The sequence below is a fragment of the Ensifer sp. PDNC004 genome (assembly GCF_016919405.1).
Classification (GTDB): domain Bacteria; phylum Pseudomonadota; class Alphaproteobacteria; order Rhizobiales; family Rhizobiaceae; genus Ensifer.
In genome coordinates, this window is sequence record NZ_CP070352.1 from 1526111 (window position 1) to 1544376 (window position 18266).

Below are 18266 nucleotides of genomic sequence, written 5' to 3' on the forward strand. Positions count from 1 at the left end.
GATGACCGGTACGGCAGAACCACGCGGCCAGGCGCTGGCCATCAACAATCTGTCGCTGGAGTTTCCAACCTTCAGCGGCGCGATCAAGGCGCTCGACGACGTTACGATCAACGTCGGCAAGGCCGAGATCGTCGGCATTGTCGGCGAATCCGGCTGCGGCAAGTCGGTGACGACCATGGCCGCAACGGGGCTTCTGCCCAAAGGGCGCTATCGCATCACCGGCGGCACCGTCAGGCTCTTTGGCCACAGCACGCTTTCCATGGACGACGATCAGTTGCAGGACCTGCGCGGCAAGGTGGTCTCCACCATCTTCCAGGAGCCGATGAACGCCCTCAACCCGACGATCCGCATCGGCAAGCAACTGACCGACGTCATCATGCGCCACGAGGAAATAGGCCTGGCAGAGGCGAGGCGCGTCGCTCGGGATATTCTGGCCGACATGCTGATCGGCGAGCCTGAGCGGGTGATGAAGCTTTACCCGTTCGAGCTCTCCGGCGGTATGCGGCAGCGGGTGCTGATCGCCATGGCCTTCTCCTGCAATCCCGGTCTCATCATTGCCGACGAGCCGACGACCGCACTCGATGTCACCGTCCAGGCGGTGATCCTGCGACTGATCCAGAACCGGGCGCGCCGCACCGGCACGTCGGTCATCTTCATCTCGCACAATGTCGCTGTCGTCTCGCAGCTCTGCGACCGGCTTTACGTGATGTATGCCGGGCGGATCGTCGAGCACGGCGCGACGCGGACCGTGCTCGAGACGCCGCAGCATCCCTATACCCAGGCGCTGTTGCGCTGCCTGCCGGAGCGGGTTGCGCCGAAGCAGGAACTCGAAGCGATCCCCGGTGCCGTGCCGAACCTCCTCAGCCCACCGGCCGGTTGTTACTTCCAGCCGCGATGCAAGGAAGCGGTCGACCAATGTCGATCCCAGTCTCCGCAACTGGCGGGGGCGGGCGGCCAGCAGGTGGCCTGCTGGCGTCGCGGTGGCGCGGCGGAACTTGTAGAACAGGGAGGCCGGCAATGATCGAAGGCGTTGGTATCATGACCCGACCGGTGCTCGAGGTCTCCGACCTGCATGTCCGCTTCCCGGCCTCCCGAAACTGGCTCGGCCGGCCCACGTCCTTTGTGCATGCGGTCAATGGCGTGACCCTCGAGGTCCGTGCCGGCAAGAGCCTCGGCATTGTCGGCGAGTCCGGTTGCGGCAAGAGCACGCTCGCCCAGGCGATCATCGGCCTTGCGCCTTACGAAGAGGGTAGGGTGGCGATCGACGGCGAGGATTTTCAGAAAGCGCAGGGCAAACAGAAGCGCGCCCTGCGGCAGAAGATGCAGATCGTCTTTCAGGATCCGCAATCCTCGCTCGACCGGCGCCTGCCGGTCTGGCGGCTGATCAGCGAGCCGCTGCATATCCGCGGTGGACACAGCAGGGCCGAACTGCATGATAAGGCGGAGGAGCTGGCCGTTGCCGTCGGGCTCCGTCCGGAACATCTCGACCGCCTGCCGCACGAGTTTTCAGGCGGCCAACGCCAGCGCATCGCCATTGCCCGCGCGATCAGCACGGACCCGGAGCTGATGGTGCTGGACGAGCCGACATCGGCGCTCGATGTCTCGGTGCAGGCGCAGATCATCAACCTGCTCTTGAAGCTGCAGCGCGAGCGCGGGCTCACCTATCTCCTGATTTCGCATGACGTCGCGCTGGTGCGGCACTTCTGCGACGACGTCGCGGTGATGTATCTCGGCCAGATCGTCGAATCCGGCCCGGCCGACGCGGTGTTGCGCAATCCTCGTCACCCCTACACCCAGACGCTTCTGGCCGCGGCTCCGAGTTTCGAAAGCCCGCTGCCGGACATTGCCCAGGTGCGCGCCGGCGAGCTTCCCAACAACCGCAACCTGCCGGACGGCTGCTTCTATAAGCAGAGGTGCGACCGCGTCGGCGGCGGCTGCGAGGCAGGCCAGGTGCTGCGGCGCCTGAGCGAGAGCGCCCGCCGTGTCAGGTGTCATCTGGCGCAGACGTGAAGGTGTAGGCGATACGCCAGATCCGCGCCCGCCGGCCGCAACCCGCGGCGTGGCGCGGCGTCGTCTGTCTCATTTGATGCGCAATTGCGATAGTTTGAGAAATATAATTTTCTTATAGGAAAAATAATTTGCTTGATATTTCCGACTGTGCAAATTTGTAGCCGCCGCCTTCGCGCGGCGCTTGCTAATCGGGAGCGCCTTTTTGCGATCCCGCCGCTTGCCGGAGATAAGATTGACTGACCCAACGCTGCTCGACGCCTTTCGTCGTCCGGACCCCGCCGACCTGCCGACGCTCTGTGTCAAAATCGATGAAGATCGGCTGACGCGCAGTCTGCGCGACGTGCAGGCGCGGGCCGTTGCCTCAGGTGTCGCGCTGCGCCCGCATATCAAGACCCACAAGAGTGTTGCGATCGCCCGTCGCCTTTCCGAAGAACACGGCTTTGTCCGTTTCACCGACATGGCGCCCGCGATCGGCAGCCGCGTCCGCAGCTTCCCCAATCATTCCTGCGCCGTCGGCGCACAGTTCGACACCGTCACCCTGCGGCAAGCGCATCGGCGGGCAGTGACGCTGCGGGTCGATGCCAGGGGACGCCAGACATAGGCGCATGCCGACGGCGTGGCGGCGAACAGAATTTGCTTTGAAGACATGAAAGAGGCCTGACATGACCAAGGAAGTTGAATGGGCGCGCATGACCGCGCCGAGCCTGCGCGAGATTGCCGGCAAGCCGGGCGCGCTTGCGATCCTGCCGATCGGCTCGCTGGAGCAGCACGGCCCACACCTGCCCGTCATCACCGACACGGCGAGCGCATCCGCAGCCGCGATCCGCGCCGCCCGACTGGTTGCCGATGACATTCCGGTCGCCGTTCTTCCGGGCTTGTGGACCGGCATGAGCGAACATCATCTGCCCTTCGGCGGCACGATCACGCTCGACTACGATACGCTGAGCCGCCTCATCCGCTGCATCGTCCGTTCGCTGAAGACGCTTGGCTTCCAGCGCCTGTTCATCGTCAACGGTCACGGCGGGAACATGGACCCGCTCGCCGTCGCCGTGCGCGAACTGGCGGTCGAGTTCGCCATGCCGATCGTCGCCACGACGCCCTGGATGCTGTCGCCCGAGGAAGCGTCAAAGATCTTCGAGGTCGACACGGGCGCACACCATGCCTGCGAAGGCGAGGCCTCGGTCATGCTGGCGATCGTGCCGGACGCGGTGAAGACCGAGATGTTCGGCCAGGCTTTCGGCAACCAGCAGCACCCTGTCGACGTGCCGGCCGACGTGTCGCGCTTCTATTCCTTCTCCGAACGCGCGCCGGTCACTGGCACCTGGGGCGATCCGCGCAGCGCGACCGCCGAAAAGGGCGAACGCTTCCTCGACCTGCAGGCGAACGAACTGGTGAAGCTGATCCGCAACGACGTGCTCTGGACCAAGCCGGATCCGGTCTGGGCGCCCGGCCGCGGCCTCGGCACCACCGCCGGTAAGGCCGACTGATCTTTCCGGCGCAATTGCAGGCACATCGCATTCCATTCCTTTAGGGAGGACAGACCAATGAATATGAAATTCGCGCGGACGCGCAGCACCCTTGTCTCGCTCTTTGCAGCAACCATGCTGTCGGGCGCGGCACTGACGCCGGCCATGGCAAAGACACTCGTTTATTGCTCGGAAGGCGCGCCGGAAGGGTTCGACGCGGCACTCTATTCGGCCAACAGCACCTGGGACGCCTCGGCCGAGACGGTCTATGACCGGCTCACCGAATTCGCCCCCGGCACCACCAATGTCGTTCCGGGTCTCGCTGAAAGCTGGACCATCTCTGCCGACAATCTCGAATATACGCTGAAGCTGCGCGCGGGGGTGAAGTTCCAGACGACGGACGATTTCACGCCGACGCGCGATTTCAATGCGGACGACGTGCTCTTCACCTTCAACCGCCAGATGGACAAGGACGATCCGTGGCACAGCTATTTCGCCGGCGCGAACTGGGAAATGTTCAACGCGATGGAGATGCCGGCGGCGATCAAGGAGATCGTCAAGGTCGATGACAACACAGTCAAGTTCGTGCTGAACCAGCCGGATGCGTCTCTGCCGTCGAAACTCGCGCTGAACTTCGGCTCGATCGTGTCGAAGGAATATGCCGACAAGCTGGCGGCGGAGGGGCGGCGCCAGGATCTCGACCGCAAGCCGGTCGGCACCGGACCGTTCCGCTTCGTCGACTACCAGCAGGACGCGGCGATCCGCTTTGTCGCAAATGCCGACTATTGGGACGGTGCACCGAAGATCGACAACCTCATCTTCGCGATCACCACCGATCCGACCACCCGCATGCAGAAGCTTCAGGCGGGCGAATGCCACATCGCTCCATATCCGGCTCCGGCCGATATCGCCAAGCTGAAGGAAAATCCTGATCTCAACGTCATGGAGCAGCCGGGGCTCAACGTTTCCTATCTGGCGATGAACACGCTGGTCGCGCCGTTCGACAAGCTGGAGGTGCGCCGCGCCATCAACATGGCGATCGACCGCAAGGCGATCGTCGATTCCGTCTACCAGGGCATGGGACAGGTCGCCAAGAGCGTGCTGCCGCCGACGATGTGGGGCTATAACGGCAAGATCGAGGGCTACAGCTACGATCCGGAGGCGGCAAAGAAGCTCCTCGACGAGGCCGGCGTCAAGGATCTGAAGATGAAGATCTGGGCGATGCCGGTCAGCCGCCCCTATATGCCGAACGCCCGGCGCGCCGCGGAACTGATGCAGTCGGACCTCGCCAAGGTCGGCATCGGCGTCGAGATCGTCTCCTATGAATGGGGCGAGTACCTGAAGAAGGTGCGCGACGAGGCGCGTGATGGCGCGGTCATTCTCGGCGGCACCAGCGACAACGGCGACCCGGACAACCTGCTCAGCTACTTCTTCAGCTGCGCCGGCGTCGGCGGTGCCAACAATGCCAACTGGTGCTACAAGCCGCTCGACGAGATCTTCCAGAAGGCGCGGGTCAGTGCGGACCAGGGCGAGCGCACGAAGCTCTACGAGGAAGCCCAGGCGATGATCAGCGACCAGGCACCCTGGGTGCCGATCGCCCATTCCACCGTCGTGCTGCCGATGTCGAAAAAGGTGAAGAACTACGTGATGGAGCCCCTGGGCTCGCATCGCTTCGACAAGGTCGACATCGAGGAGTAACCCACCTGATCTGGGCTGGGCGCCAATCCGGTCCTTTAGGCGAGCGTTCATCCGGTTCCGCTTGGGGCGCCGAAGTTCTCGGGCTTCAGTGGCCCCATGGGGACGGATGAATGACGGCGACAATGCCCGCCCGGCGGCAGCCGACAGCCGCGCCGGGCGTTGATCGGCGTGTTCGAGTGACTATATCTGCAACTCCCTGGTACGGAGCGCCGCGGGTACGGAACGGTGCGCCTTGCGCGCAGCCGCTGACGACCCGAGGCGGCGAAATGGCCATGAGAGAAGGCAAGATGTGGTATATCCTCGGCGCGCCGGGATCCGGCAAAACGGCCGTCGTCGCGCATTTGCGCTACCTGCTTCCCCAGTCAGTGATCCTGGATTGGGACGCGCTGATGGAGCCGGCCGGGTTGCTTGCCGGCTGCAATATCAGCGAGAACGAGGCGACATGGTCGCCCTATGCCGCGCTCGTGAGGAGGGCGGTCGAGATCGCGGATCCCGCCCGTGTCGTCCTGCTTGGCGTCTGTACGCCGGATGAACTTTCGGATTGGCCCGACGGCCAATGGCTGCTGCTTGATTGTAGCGACAGCGAGCGCACGAGAAGGCTCGCGCATCGAGGCGAGGAAGACGCGACGATCGATTCTGCGCTTTCGGACGCTGCCGAATACCGGAACCTTAGGCTCGAAACGCTCGATACGACCTCTTTGACAGCAGAACAGACGGCAGAGGCGATCGCCAGCATTCTGGCTCGCGGCCGCCGTTAGAGGCGTTTCATGATGTCGCCTGCGGGCGCGGCTCCTGGTTCCGCCCCCTGCGTTCATCCTCTCCACTCAGCCACCGTCCTGCATGCCGCTCGGTCCACCTGCGGATGACCGCGATCTTTCCGCGCGTGGGCTGCTGCCTCTAACACGGTATGGCGCCTCGGTGAGGCGCGTTTGCGGCGTCAGGCCCTGAGATCGGTCGGATGGCCGCGGGTTCGGGGACGGCGTCCTGGCAGCCTCATATGTTCACGAAACGGGATGACGCCGGCGAGCGCCTTGACAAAGGCGAGTCGCTTCCATAGCATTCACAATATAGCACGTGTTCAGTATATTGAACAAGAGGAAACTTGAATGAGCGGCCGCGGCGCGGAAAGAATCCTTGATCTGATCGAGTGGCTCGCGTCGCGCGGCGAGGCCTGCACTCTGGCGGAGGTCGTCCAGGCGCTTGAGCTGCCGAAGAGCAGCACGCTGCTTCTTTTGAGGACGCTGGTTGAGGGCGGGTACGTCACCCGGCAGGCCGATGGTCGTTATCTGCTGATCCGCCTGCCCGGCGAGCCGTCGGCGGACAACAATGGCTGGGGCACGATCCTGCGGGTGGCCGAGCCCATCCTTCGCGAGACGGTCGGTGCGATCGAAGAGACGGGCTTCATCGCCGTTCTCACCGACGACCGCCAGGTCCGCTACCTCAACAAGATCCTGCCGATGCGGGAGATCCGCTACGACCGCGACATCGCTGCGCCGCGCGTTGCGCACTACGTCGCCAGCGGTCTCATGCTGCTTTCCGGGCTGAACGACGGCGACCTCGACGCCTATCTGCGCGGCGACGTCGCACGTGAGGACGATCCGGACGCAATCGCCGAGCGCGTCAGCGCCGCGCGCAGCGACGGCCATGTCGCCAACCTCTACGGACGTGTCGAGGGGGCTGCCGGTGTGGCGGCGCCGATCGTCGATCCGGACGGCCGCATCCTTGCCGTCGTCAATATTTCAGGTCCGCGCGAGCGGATCGCCAACAATCTCGAACGCGTCACCAAGGCGACGGTCGAGGCTGCGCGCCGCGCAAGTGAGGAGCTTTCGCGCCGCGTGATGAAGAACGGGAAAACCCACGGGAGGAAGTAATGACCTATATGAAAAGAGAACTGGCCGGCTGGCTCGTCGCGGCATCGGCAGCGTTCTCGACCGGCGCTTACGCGCAGGAGCCGAAGCTGCCGGACTATTATCCGGCCGACTACGCCCAGCTCGTCGACGCATCGCGCAAGGAAGCCGGGCTCGTCGTCTATTCCAACATGGCCGACAACAACTGGCAGCCGGTAATCAAGGGCTTCAACGAACTCTATCCGTGGATCAAGGTCGAGACGCTGGACCTTGGATCCGGCACGGTGCACACGCGCTGGGAGGCCGAGGCCGGCAGCGGCGCGCGCACCGCCGATGTCCTGGTGTCGGGCGCCAACGACCGCTGGGCACGCTACGGCACCGAGGGCCGCATGCTCGACTATCCCAGCCCGGAAATCGAGCGCCTGCCAGGTTTCGCCAATCCCTATCCGGGCATCTTCGTGATGTCGGCGGATCCGCTCGTCATCACCTACAACGCCGCCCTGCTTCCCGAAGGTCAGCGCCCGACCGGCTTCTCGTCGCTCGTCAAGGCGGCGGCGGCCGACAAGGCAAGCTTCGACGGCAAGATCACCACCTATGACGCCGCGCGCAATTCCTTCGGCCTCGCCGCCTGGTGGAAGACCCTGCAGGTCAAGGGGGACGAAGGCTGGAAGGAACTGCGCCAGATCGGACCGATGATCCGCGGCGAAGTCTCCGGCGGCCCGATGAACGAGAAGATTGCCACGGGCGAATATCTCGTAGGCATCGCCGTCTCGGGCATCACGATTTTCCCGCGCCTGGAACAGCCCGGCGGCGAGATCCTCGGCTTTGCCTTCCCCGACGACGGCACCCCGGTCATGCTGCGCGGCCTCGGCATTCCGAACGAAGCCGCCAACCCGAATTCGGCAAAGCTGTTCGTCGACTATCTGCTCAGCCGCAACGGCCAGACCCAGATCGGCAAGGGCGGGCTGACCCCCTATCGCGAAGACGTCGATGAAGCCGAGGTTCGCTACACCTACCAGGCGATCGCCGAGAAGGTCGGCATGGAAAATCTCATCGCCGTGGGTTTCGACCGGGCGCTGATCGACGACGCGGCGGGCTTTGCCACCAAGTGGACCGCTGCGATGGCTGGCAACTAACGGCCACGGGCAGGGCTGTCGAGCGGACCGATACCGGTCGGCGGCCTGTCCCCTTTTCTTAACAATACGAAGCCTGACGCCCGTCTCTCGCGCATGCGGACGGCCTTCGAGGACTATTGCCATGACCGAACTCGCAGCAGGGTCGCCAGCGCACGCCGGGCGTGACCGATCGACCGCAATCTTCTGGACCGTGAGTATCCTGACCACGATCCTCGTGATCGGGCCGATTGCGCCCATCATCCTCCAGGCCTTCCTGGACCAGCCGCTCTACAAGCCCGATGCCGCGTTGACCGCCGGCAATTTCGTTCGCCTCTTCACCGAGGCCGGCATGGGCAAGATCGTGCTCAACACGCTCTTCTTCGCCGTCGTGACGATGGTGGTGGCGCAGCTGTTCGGTTCGGTGATGGCGGTCATCGTCGGTCGCACCAATCTGCCTGGCCGCAAGTGGATCGGCGAGATCCTGATCTGGCCGCTGTTCGTCAGCAACCTCGTGATGGCCTTCGGTTGGTTCACGATGTACGGCCCGTCCGGCTACATCACCCTTGCGGTCAAGGCGGGGACCGGGCTTACCCCATGGAACCTCTACAGCCTGACCGGCATGAGCATCGTCGCTGGCCTCAGCCAGGCGCCGCTTGCCTATCTCATGTGCATCGGTGCCGTCACCAAGGCCGATGCGCAGCTCGAGGACGCTGCCCGTTCGGCAGGCGCCAGCCCAATGAAGGCGCTGCTCAACATCACCGTTCCGATGATGCGCCCGGCGATGGTCTACTCCGCAGTCCTGAATTTCGTCATCGGCATCGAGATGCTGGCGATCCCGCTCGTCTTCGGCGGCCCGAGCGGCATCCATACCGTGACGACCTTCCTCTACGACCAGGGCATCAACGCCGCCGTGCAATCCGACTACGGCATTGTCGGTGCGGGGGCCGTGATGCTGCTGGTCATCGTCGGCCTGCTCGTCTGGCTGCAGGGCCGCCTGATGAAGGACAGCGGCCGCTTCGTGACGGTGCGCGGCAAGGCCTCGCGCCCGTCGCTCGTCGATCTCGGGAAATGGCGCTGGGTCGCGTTCGCGGCGGTTGCCGCCTACGTGCTCTTCACCATCGTCGCCGTCTTTGCCGGCATCTTCATGCGGGCGAGCGTCAGTTTCCTCACGCCGCTGGTTCCGTTCTGGAAGCTGCTGACCCTTGCCAATTTCGAGCTGATCTTCAGCCAGCCCGGCTACATCAGGGCCATCCTCAATTCGGTGGTCATCTCGTTCCTCGGTGGCATCATCGGCACGGCCTGCGTGGTTCTGATCGCGCTCGTGGCGAAGCGCTCCGAGTACCGCTTCCGCCGTGCCCTGGAATATGTGGCCCTGTTCCCGCGCTCGTTGCCGGGCATCATTGCCGGTCTCGGCTTCTTCTATGCGGTGATCTGGGTTCCCGGCCTCGACATGATCCGCGGCACGATCTGGATCCTTATCGCTGCCTTCGTCGTGCGCTACATTCCGATCGGTTTCGGTGCGATCGCCCCGGCGCTGTCGCAGATCGGCGAGGAACTCGACCGGGCGTCCCGCATCTCCGGCGGCGACTGGTGGACGACCGTCACGCGCATCGTCCTGCCGCTCCTGAAGCCGGCGCTGTTTTCAAGCTTCGCGCTGCTCTTCATCCACTTCTTCAAGGAATACGTCACCGCGGTTTTCCTCTACCAGCCGGGATCCGAGATCATCGGTTCGACCATGCTCCAGCTCTACGCCCAGGGCGACAACGGACCCGTCTCCGCGCTGGCCACCATCCAAGTCATCATCACGGCCTTGTTCGTCTTCATGGCGCGCCGTCTACTGGGAGCCAAGATCTATGGCTGATCTCATCCTCGACGACCTTTCCATCAGCTACGGCTCCTACAAGGCCGTCAGCAACGTTTCGCTGACGATCCCGAAGGGAGAGTTCCTGACGCTGCTTGGACCTTCCGGTTGCGGAAAATCGACCACGCTGTTTGCGATCTCCGGGCTCAATCACGCAACCTCCGGCGCAATCCGAATGGGCGAGCGCGTGCTTTTCGACGGCAGAACCGGAACGGTGGTGCCGCCCGAGCAGCGCAACATCGGCCTCGTTTTCCAGAGCTACGCGCTGTGGCCGCACATGTCGGTCGCCCAGAACCTCGCTTATCCGCTGAAACTGCGCAAGATCGGGCGCGCCGAGCAGGACGAGCGGATCAAGGAAGCGCTCGAACTGGTCGAGATGGCGCGCTTTGCCGAGCGCTACCCGTTTGAGCTTTCCGGCGGACAACAGCAGCGCGTCGCGCTAGCGCGTGCCCTGGTCTACCGCCCCGGTCTCCTGCTTCTCGACGAACCGCTCTCCAACCTCGATGCCAAGCTGCGCGAGCGGGCGCGCGTCTGGCTGCGTGAGCTGCAGGAACGGCTTGGCGTCACGACCGTTTACGTCACGCACGACCAGGCCGAGGCGCTTGCCGTGTCCGACCGCATCGCGGTCATGGACACCGGCCGTATCCGGCAGCTCGGCACGCCGAAGGAGATCTATGAAACGCCGGCCGACGCTTTTGTCGCCGACTTCATCGGTTCGTCGAACTTCCTGAGCGGAACCGTGGTTGGCGGCAGCGGCGGGGCTGCCAGCGTCCGCCTGGATGAACAAACGGTCATCCGCGCCAATGCCGGTGCAGGCGGCACGGGCGAGGAGGTGGTCGTGGCAGTCCGTCCGGAACGTCTGCAGATCGTCGGCGGCGCCGGTGAGAACGTCGTGCAGGCGACGGTGCAGGGCGGCGCCTATCTCGGATCCGTCTATCAGTATGAGCTTGTCGGTGCCGGCAGCACCTTCCGCGTGCAGACGAGCCGCGAGATCGCCGACAGCCAGGTCTTTGTCTATGTGCCGCCGGAAGCTTCGACCCTGTTTTCCGCGCAATCCCGCCCGCAGGCCTGACGCATGAGGACGGATCAACCTATGACCAGGGAACCGAAACGCTTCGATGCGGATGCAAAGGGGCCGCTCCACGGCATTCGTGTCGTTGACCTGTCCCGCCTCGTTGCCGGAAACATGCTGTCGCTTCAGCTCGGCGATTTCGGCGCCGACGTGATCAAGGTCGAGCCGCCGGCCGGCGACCCCTTGCGCGACTGGCGCGACGGCGGAAGCTCGCTCTACTGGAAGACCTACGGTCGCAACAAGCGGTCGGTGATGCTCAACCTGCGCGAACCGGCGGCGATGGACGCGCTGTTCAAGCTGCTCGACACGGTCGATGTCTTCATCGAGAACTTTCGGCCGGGCACGCTCGAAGAGATGGGACTGGCGCCCGGAAAGCTTCTGGCGCGCAATCCCGATCTGATCATCGTGCGCATTTCCGGCTTTGGCCAGACCGGTCCCTACGCGGAGCTTCCCGGTTTCGGCACGCTGGTGGAAGCGATGAGCGGCTTTGCAGCGCGCACCGGATTTCCGGATCGCGAGCCGGTGTTGCCGCCGCTGGCGCTTGCCGACATGATCGCCGGCATCTACGGCGCGTCCGCCGTCAGCACGGCGCTTCTGGCCCGCGAGCGAGGCATTGCCCGCGGCCAGGTCATAGATCTTTCCCTGCTTGAGCCGATGTTCTCCGTGCTCGGGCCGGAGGCGGCGATCTACAAGACCACCGGCAAGATCAAGGAGCGTGTCGGCAGCGGTTCGAACACGACCTCGCCACGAAACGTCTATCGCTGCGCGGACGGCAAGTTCGTCGCCTTGTCCGGCTCGACCCAGGCCGTGGCGAAGCGGATCTTCGAGATCATCGGCCGGGCCGACATGATCGACGATCCGCGCTTTGCCACCAACACCGACCGGGTTTTCAACCGGCCGCTGGTCGACGAGGCGGTGGGGGCCTGGTTCGCGACGCGCGATCGTGATGACGCACTCGACGTGATGCGGGAGGCGGGAGCGACCGTCGGTCCCGTCTACAACATCGCCGATGCCTTTTCCGATCCGCACTTCGTCGAGCGCGAGGTTTTCACCGAGGTCGAGGATCGTGATTTCGGTTCTCTACCCATGCACAACATCCTGCCGCGGATGTCGGGAACGCCCGGCGTCTGGCGCAATCCGGCGCCGTCGCTTGGCGAAAACACGCGCGACGTGCTCGCGGAAGCCGGTCTGTCGACCGACGAGATCGATCTGATCATGGGAGGACGAACCGAATGAGGCTGCGCTCGCTCCTTTACGTCCCCGGCAGCTCGCCCCGGTTCCTTGAAAAGGCGCACGAACGCGGCGCCGATGCGATCATCGTCGATCTCGAAGACGCGGTCGCGCCGAGCGAAAAGGAATCCGCAAGGGCGGCGCTCGGCAAGAACCTGCCGATGGTGGGGCAGCGCGGCGCCATCGTCATCGTCCGGATCAACACCCATGACGAGGCCGCGATGCTCGCGGATGCGGCGGCAGCCTGCGAAGCCGGGGCCGACGCGCTCTACGTGCCGAAGGTGTCCTCGCCCGCGCTTCTGCACCGGCTCGACCGCCATCTGACGCCGATCGAAACCGCGAAGCAGCGCAGCCCGATGCGTTTCGTGCCGCTGATCGAGGACCCGATCGGGTTGCAGAATGTCGCGTCCATTGCGACGGGGCCGCGGGTCTTTGCACTTTCGGCCGGTGGCGAGGACCTCGCCACATCGATGGCGGCACAGCCGACGCCGGAGGTCCTGCGTCTGCCGAAGCTCCTGATCCATTATGCGGCGAAGGCGGCGGGGATCATGTCCTTCGGCTTGCTGCGCAGCACGGCCGACTATGCCGACAAGGTGGCACTGACCGCTGCCATCAGGGAGGCCAAGGACTTCGGCTTCGATGGCGCGACGTGCATCCACCCGAGCGTCGTTGCCCTGCTGAACGATGGCTTTTCACCGTCCGGGGCCGAGATCGACCGCGCCCGGCGCCTCATCGAGGCTGCAGATGCGGCCGCAGCGGACGGCGTCGGTGCCTTTGTCTTCGAGGGCAAGTTTGTCGACCTGCCGATCGTCACGCGCGCCCGCGCCTTGCTGACGCGCGCCTCACATTGACCGCACCCCCAGCGTGGGGAAGCCTATTGGAGAAAACAGTGTCAAATCCTTCCAGCGCCATGGGGGAGCGCCGCAAATGGCGCGTTCTCGTGACCCACAATTCGATCGCCGAGAGCGCGGTCGAATTGCTCAACGCGCATGACTGCGACGTCTTCTTCTCGCCGCCTTACGATGCCTCCGACATCGTCGCCGCGCGTGCGGCTGAACTCGGTATCGACGCGATCATGGTCCGCCAGGGCCAGATCAACGAGGCGGTGATCGCCGCCTCGCCGAAGCTGAAGGTCATCGTCAAGCATGGCGTCGGCGTCGACAATGTCGACATCCAGGCGGCGGCTGACCGGGGCGTGCCGGTATTGCGTTCCATGGGGTCGAACGCACGCGCGGTCGCCGAACACGCGATCGCCCTTTCGCTCGCCTTGCTCAAGGAGGTCGGCCCGCTGACGGCAGCGGTGAAGGACGGCCGCTGGCCGAAGCCGACCTTCATGGGGCGGGATATCATCGGCACGGTGATGGGGCTTGTCGGTTATGGCGCGATCGGACGCGAGACGGCTGCGATGGCCCGCGCGCTCGGCATGGACGTGATTGTCTACGATCCGCATGCGGCGGCGGGGCTCGCCGAGGCGAACATCGAAACCGTCAGCGACGTGGACGACCTCGTCCGCCGTGCCGATATCGTCAGCCTGCATTGCCCGCTGACGGCCGAGACGCGCCACCTGATCGACCCCCGTCGCCTTTCTTTGATGAAGCCGACGTCGTTCATCGTCAACACGGCGCGCGGCGGCCTCATCGACGAGGCAGCGCTTGCCATCGCCTTGCGTGACAAGCGCATCGCGGGTGCCGCCCTCGACAGCTTCGCCACCGAGCCGCCGGCTGACGACAATCCGTTGTGGGCGGCCCCCGACCTGCTCGCCACGCCGCATATCGGCGGCGTGACCAAGGGCTCGTCGAAGGCCATGGCGGAAATCGCCGCGCGGCACATCATCAGCGTGCTCGGCGGCGAAGCGCCCGACGCCTTCAGCCTAGCAACGCCGCAGAGCCTCGGCCTGCGCAAAGAGCCAGCCTAACCGTTCCGAGGAGAGAACAAGATATGCCGATCGGTTTCCGAGTGAAGAACGACATGGAACGTGTCGATCCCTCCTATATCGAGGCGTTCCGCGCCTTGCCTGTCGCCAACGTGTCCGACAGCATGTCCCGGCTGGTTGCCGGCGGCGACCGGTTGCGCCCGATGCATGGCGGCGGCGTGCTTTCCGGCCCGGCGCTCACGGTCAAGACCTGCCCCGGCGACAACCTGATGCTGCACAAGGCGATCGATATCGCCAGGCCGGGTGACGTCATCGTCGTCGATGCCGGCGGCGATACCACCAATGCGCTGATGGGCGAGTTGATGCTGGCCCATGCGGTAAAACGTGGGGTCGCGGGCTTCGTCCTCAACGGCGCGATCCGCGACGCCGAGGCCATTCGCGCCCAGGACCTGCCGCTTTACGCAATCGGCGTGACGCACCGGGGACCCTACCGCACCGGTCCCGGCGAAATCGGCTTCCAGATCTCGATCGCCGGTATGGTGATCAATCCGGGCGATCTCATTCTGGGAGATTTCGACGGCGTGGTGTGCATACCCAGAGCCGATACCGACACGGTTCTCAAGGCGACCCGCGCCAAGCACGAGGCCGAGGCCAAGCAGATGAATGCGACGGTGCTCGGCGAGATCGACCGGTCCTGGGTTGACCGCGAACTGGAAAGGCTGGGCTGCAGCTTCGTCGGCGAGGGCGCCTGAAACGCGTTTGCGAGCGCCTGAGATCGAAAGCGCCGATGCGGCCCGTTCGGCGTTGGCTCGCCCGGGGCGGGTTCGGCCGACATTCGGGGACATGCGCGACCATGATTGTGGCGGCGCCTGCGCAGGCGCCGCCGTTTGGCGAGGTGTTGCCGCTCGCCCGACCGGTGCTAGGGGGACGGTAGAACCGGTCGCATTCGAGATCAGAAGCGGAAATTCAGGCCCGTCTTGATCGCGTGATTGACCAGATTGTTCGAGCCCTTCACGCCACCGATCGTGGAGTCCACGCCGTTGAACCGGGTCTGGCTATACTCGACCTTGCCGGAGATGTTTTCGGTGAACCCCATCTCGGCGCCGGCGCCATAGGTCCAGCCGGTGTGCCAGCGATCGCCGGAGGTCACGGTGCCCTTGCCCTCGAAGCGCGCGGTGGTGACGCCGACAGTGCCGTAGAGCAAGATGTTGTCGAGTGCGTAGCCGGCCTTGGCCCGGGCGGTGCCGCTCCAGGTTTGCTGCAAGGCGCCGCCCTTGCCGACCTGATACTGCAGGCCGCCGGCGCGCGCCGCCTCGATCTCGCCGCCCACCACGAACTGGCCGATCTGCTGGTTGTAGCCGACCTGGACGCCGCCGTTGATCTTGTTCTTGCTGCCCTTCTGGTTCGAGGAGCCGGTGCCGATGTGGCCACCCGCGTAGGTCCCCGTCCAACGATCCACATTGGCAAAGTCGACGCCCGAATTGTTGAAATCAGCGGCCTGCGCCGTCGGAGCGGCTGCGGCAACGCTCAGAGCAAGCGCGGCCGTCTTGAAGTTGAGTGTCATCGATCGTTTCCTTTATTGTCGCGGACCGGTCCGGCCCGTTCAATGCGATCGGTTTGCCTCATCTGCTTGCAGGTTCCGCGCAGAGTTCATCCGGGTTTCATGGAGAGAGTACGCTTTGCGCGCCTCTGCTTCCGCAGTCGGTCGGCAAGGCGATTTCAAAGGTCATGCCGCCGAACTCGTTTCGCTTCGCGCTGGTCGAACCTCCATGGGCTTCGGCGATCGCACGAACGACCGAGAGGCCGAGGCCGCTGCCGCCGCTCGCACGGGATCGGGAATCGTCCGCGCGCCAGAACCGATCAAACGCGTGTTCGATGTCGAGATCGGACATGCCTGGCCCCGAATCCTGGCATTGGAAGATGGCTTCCGAACCTCTCATCCGCGCCACGATGGAGAGCCGGGTGCCCGGTGCATAGCGAGTGGCATTGTGCATGATTGCCAGCAGGGCCTGTCGAACCTTGGCGCGATCAAGCGTCATCGGCGCCCGGCTGAGGTCGAGCGATACAGGCATCCCCGCCTTGTCGAACTCGCCGAGCATCGCGGCGACGGCAGTCTCGACCTCCTCGCCCATGTCGCCCGGCTCCAGGCGGAGCTCCAGCCGCCCCACATTCGAGAGCGCCAGGATGCGAAGATCCTCGACGATGCTGGTCAGGTGATCGATCTGGCCGATCAAGCCATCGTAAAGTTTGGTGGTTGGCTCGAAGAGGCCGTCGCGCATTCCTTGCAGGCGGCCACGCAGCACCGTTAGCGGCGTTCGCAGTTCATGGGCGATGGCGTTGTTCTGGTACTGCAACTCCTTCTCCGCGCTCTCCAGCAGTTCGGCCATGCGATTGAAATGGTCGATCACGTCGTCGACCTCCCCCAGTCGTCGCGATCGAACCGGCACGCGGGTGGAGAAGTTTCCCATCGCAATCGCCTTTGCGGCATCGCGGATGAGCACCAGTGCGTTCACGATCCGGTGGCTGAGGCGACCGCCGATGATCGCAGCGATGATCAGGCTGACGGCGAGCACCGCGGCCATCACCAGGAGCTCGACCAGGGTCACCGGTTCGAGCACCGCGTCCGAGTGCATCAGGTAGAGGACGTACATGTAAATGAACGATCCCGATGTCAGTACCCCAATGGTGGCTGTCACCGCCAGAAACATGTGCTTCGTCAGAAGCCAGTTGAAGCCTCCGATCGGCCATTCCCTTTTCTTGGGATGGCTGCCCGGGACTGGGCCGACGGCAAGGTCTGTCGTTTGGGGATCGCTCATGGTGGTTCTCGAAGTTTCGCTGCAATCAGCGGTGCAACCGGCAGGCACAGGATTCGTTGAGGCCGTGTGTGGGTTGCGTGGAGAGGGCGCCGAAATCGGAGGAGCAATCGTTGGAGGATCCATGCCATTCCTGCGCAGCCACGGCCGGCTGGATCGGTTTGCGGTGCTTTGCAAAGAATCTGTCGGGTAACCGCAAAGGTTGCGGGTGCGCCTTCCCGAAGCGCGCGAAGGTAGGTTCGTCGGGGCGTGTGGCGGGTGGCCTGCAGGGCAGGGAGCCCATCCGCAACCAGGTAGCATCGGCCATTGCAGACCCTTGCAAAGATTCTTGCACTGCTATTATTGACGGCATGGAAAATTGCAGGAACGATGGATCCTGCAAATGAACTTGCGGGGGCGTCATGACGATACTCGATCGCATTAAGACGCATTCCAGGCGGCTTACCGATGCGGATCAAAAGCTGATCACGACCATGCTGGAAAACCGGGCGGAGGCCGCGTTCCTGTCGGGCCCGCAGATTTCCCAGCGCGCTTCCGTTCATGAGGCCACCGCCACGCGGCTGGCGCAGAAGCTCGGCTACAAGGGCTTTCCGGACCTCCGCGCCCAGTTGCAGCGCGAGGTGCTGGACGACCAAGACGCGGCCAACCGCATGCGCCGCTCGGTCTCGAAGGTCGAGCATGGCGACTACCTGACCGATCTGATCGCAGCCGAGATCAGCGCGCTCGAAACGCTCGCCCGCTCGGTCGAGCAGGCGGATATCGACAGGGCCGCGGACATGATCTTTTCGGCGCGCCGCGTCTTCATCTTCGGGCAGGGGCACGCGCAATCGGTCGCCGGTTTCCTGCAGCGTCGCCTCGACCGCTTCGGCATGACCACGATCCAGCTGACGGGCCGCGGCCGGGACATCGCCGAGCGCCTGGTAGGCATGGAGGCGGGGGACCTCGTGGTGGCGCTTGCCTTTCGCAAGCAGCCGCAAAGCTACGGTCCGCTGGTGCGGCACGCGACGCGGGTCGGTGCGCAATCGATCCTCGTTTCCGATCTGGTCGGGCCGCTGATGGAGCCCGCAGCCGATCTGATGCTCGCAGCGCCGAGGGGGCGCTCGGGCAGCGAATTTCAGACACCGACGATCCCGTTTGCGATCGTCAACGCCATCGTGCTCACGATCGCCGGCCGCCATCAGGGGCAGGTGATCGGCAGGCTGGAGAAGCTGTCGGAGTTGTTCAACGACTTCGACTAGAGCGCTGCGCGTTCATACGCACGAAGGACGCTAATGCTTTGAT

17 protein-coding genes are annotated in these 18266 nt (G+C 64.4%); 15 read left to right on the forward strand and 2 right to left on the reverse strand.

Annotated elements, in window-relative coordinates:
* The first annotated feature begins 1 nt into the window (after position 1).
* The 14 genes from JVX98_RS06715 (at position 2) to JVX98_RS06780 (ending at position 14924) form a co-directional block, all read left to right on the forward strand.
* Positions 2-1021 carry an ABC transporter ATP-binding protein gene (locus JVX98_RS06715; protein WP_246764816.1) on the forward strand — a complete coding sequence of 340 codons (1020 nt, stop codon included), beginning with the start codon at positions 2-4 and terminating at the stop codon, positions 1019-1021.
* Positions 1018-2010, forward strand: a complete 993-nt coding sequence (locus tag JVX98_RS06720; protein WP_246764817.1) for an oligopeptide/dipeptide ABC transporter ATP-binding protein — start codon at positions 1018-1020, stop codon at positions 2008-2010. Before JVX98_RS06715 ends, JVX98_RS06720 begins: the two co-directional genes overlap by 4 nt.
* A gap of 232 nt (positions 2011-2242) precedes the next feature.
* Complete coding sequence (locus JVX98_RS06725; protein ID WP_246764818.1) at positions 2243-2611, forward strand: hypothetical protein; 369 nt, start codon at positions 2243-2245, stop codon at positions 2609-2611.
* Between the two features lie 61 nt (positions 2612-2672).
* Positions 2673-3497 (forward strand): creatininase family protein, encoded by an 825-nt coding sequence (locus JVX98_RS06730; RefSeq protein WP_192450451.1) that lies wholly within the window; start codon positions 2673-2675, stop codon positions 3495-3497.
* Positions 3498-3560: 63 nt separating this feature from the next.
* Positions 3561-5174, forward strand: coding sequence for an ABC transporter substrate-binding protein (locus tag JVX98_RS06735; protein ID WP_192450550.1), 1614 nt, complete (start codon positions 3561-3563; stop codon positions 5172-5174).
* Positions 5175-5284: 110 nt separating this feature from the next.
* Positions 5285-5932 carry an AAA family ATPase gene (locus JVX98_RS06740; RefSeq protein WP_192450452.1) on the forward strand — a complete coding sequence of 216 codons (648 nt, stop codon included), beginning with the start codon at positions 5285-5287 and terminating at the stop codon, positions 5930-5932.
* A 348-nt stretch (positions 5933-6280) separates the two neighbouring features.
* Positions 6281-7045, forward strand: a complete 765-nt coding sequence (locus tag JVX98_RS06745; protein WP_205236247.1) for an IclR family transcriptional regulator — start codon at positions 6281-6283, stop codon at positions 7043-7045.
* The gene (locus JVX98_RS06750) at positions 7045-8157 is read left to right on the forward strand and encodes an ABC transporter substrate-binding protein (RefSeq protein ID WP_052201714.1); all 1113 of its coding nucleotides are present in this window, start codon (positions 7045-7047) and stop codon (positions 8155-8157) included. Before JVX98_RS06745 ends, JVX98_RS06750 begins: the two co-directional genes overlap by 1 nt.
* 121 nt (positions 8158-8278) lie before the next feature.
* Entirely contained in the window at positions 8279-9997 is a 1719-nt protein-coding gene (locus JVX98_RS06755) for an iron ABC transporter permease (RefSeq protein ID WP_192450454.1), read from the forward strand.
* Positions 9990-11069 (forward strand): ABC transporter ATP-binding protein, encoded by a 1080-nt coding sequence (locus tag JVX98_RS06760; RefSeq protein ID WP_205236248.1) that lies wholly within the window; start codon positions 9990-9992, stop codon positions 11067-11069. The genes JVX98_RS06755 and JVX98_RS06760 overlap by 8 nt, the downstream gene beginning before the upstream one ends.
* A 21-nt stretch (positions 11070-11090) precedes the next feature.
* Entirely contained in the window at positions 11091-12305 is a 1215-nt protein-coding gene (locus tag JVX98_RS06765; RefSeq protein WP_205236249.1) for a CaiB/BaiF CoA-transferase family protein, read from the forward strand.
* Positions 12302-13150, forward strand: a complete 849-nt coding sequence (locus tag JVX98_RS06770; protein WP_205236250.1) for a CoA ester lyase — start codon at positions 12302-12304, stop codon at positions 13148-13150. The genes JVX98_RS06765 and JVX98_RS06770 overlap by 4 nt, the downstream gene beginning before the upstream one ends.
* A gap of 38 nt (positions 13151-13188) precedes the next feature.
* A complete protein-coding gene (locus JVX98_RS06775; protein ID WP_246764819.1) occupies positions 13189-14214 on the forward strand; it encodes a hydroxyacid dehydrogenase in 1026 nt (341 codons plus the stop codon).
* A gap of 23 nt (positions 14215-14237) precedes the next feature.
* Positions 14238-14924 (forward strand): RraA family protein, encoded by a 687-nt coding sequence (locus tag JVX98_RS06780; RefSeq protein WP_205236251.1) that lies wholly within the window; start codon positions 14238-14240, stop codon positions 14922-14924.
* Positions 14925-15124: 200 nt separating this feature from the next.
* Here JVX98_RS06780 and JVX98_RS06785 read toward each other — a convergent pair whose 3' ends face one another.
* Positions 15125-15736: an outer membrane protein gene (locus JVX98_RS06785; protein ID WP_205236252.1), complete on the reverse strand. Its 612-nt coding sequence runs from the start codon at positions 15734-15736 to the stop codon at positions 15125-15127.
* Positions 15737-15833: 97 nt separating this feature from the next.
* The gene (locus JVX98_RS06790; protein ID WP_205236253.1) at positions 15834-16988 is read right to left on the reverse strand and encodes an ATP-binding protein; all 1155 of its coding nucleotides are present in this window, start codon (positions 16986-16988) and stop codon (positions 15834-15836) included.
* A gap of 398 nt (positions 16989-17386) precedes the next feature.
* Here JVX98_RS06790 and JVX98_RS06795 point away from each other — a divergent pair, with 398 nt between their 5' ends.
* Complete coding sequence (locus tag JVX98_RS06795) at positions 17387-18223, forward strand: MurR/RpiR family transcriptional regulator (protein ID WP_192450461.1); 837 nt, start codon at positions 17387-17389, stop codon at positions 18221-18223.
* Positions 18224-18266: the final 43 nt, after the last annotated feature.